Here is an 856-nt window from a genome sequence, read left to right on the forward strand (position 1 = left end):
GTTCGTCAGTACCGGATTTTGCAGTCCCGCTTTCTTCACTGCACGCCTCACGACGAACCAGCTTGCGGCTTGCTAACAGGCTTCACCAACTTGCCTGTAAGGGACTTGCACCCTCTGGAATAATTTGCTACCTTCAGTAGCAGGTGCCCATACTGGGCGCACACAACACCTATAAGTTAGCTACGCCATCTTATAGCAGAGACGTTAGCCGTTAAATATAAATATGAAACAAACCTTAATAATTGTCATCTTCTTCCTTGTTTCAACTGTTCTGACTGCACATGAAATTGAAGAAACTCTCGAATTGATTATAAATCCAGAGTATAAAGGTGCTGTTAGTTTGTATGATAAGCCAAATGGTAAAATAGTAGCTTCTGTAAAGCATGATTTAGAAGAAGAAGATTATCTGACGTTTAGTGCTTCAAAGCAAACCTCTGACTTCTTTTACGGCACTTTAGAATACTCAATATCTGGAAAGAAGATGAAGGGATGGGTAAAAAAAGGTAAACACATCGGGACATACACCAGAAATTACGAACCAGAAAAGCCTTTGAAGCTTATGTCGGAAGCAAGTGTAAGTTCAAAGGTCAATTCAATTATTCCAGAGTGGACTAACCAGTTTTACCAGGTTATTGCTTTCGATAAAAGTTGGGCTTATGTTAATGTGCTTTACAAGGGACAGGTTAAGCAGGGGTGGCTATCGCCTCAAATGCAATGCGCGAACCCTTATTCCGCATGCAATTAAAAAGAAATTTATCGGCTAATCGAGTAGACGGCCCCGCCAGCGTTAGCTGACGAGGTGCGCCTCTCACACCACTGTACAAGCGGGTCTCGCATACAGCGGTTCGTTAAGTTG

General features: G+C 42.6%; 1 protein-coding gene. It reads left to right on the top strand.

What is annotated here, in order from left to right:
- Positions 1-223: 223 nt before the first annotated feature.
- Complete coding sequence (locus tag ACFQ2O_RS21895; protein WP_377533088.1) at positions 224-745, top strand: hypothetical protein; 522 nt, start codon at positions 224-226, stop codon at positions 743-745.
- Positions 746-856: the final 111 nt, after the last annotated feature.

Origin of the sequence: Pontibacter rugosus (assembly GCF_042678745.1) — a bacterium.
In the GTDB taxonomy this organism is placed as follows: Bacteria; Bacteroidota; Bacteroidia; order Cytophagales; family Hymenobacteraceae; genus Pontibacter; species Pontibacter rugosus.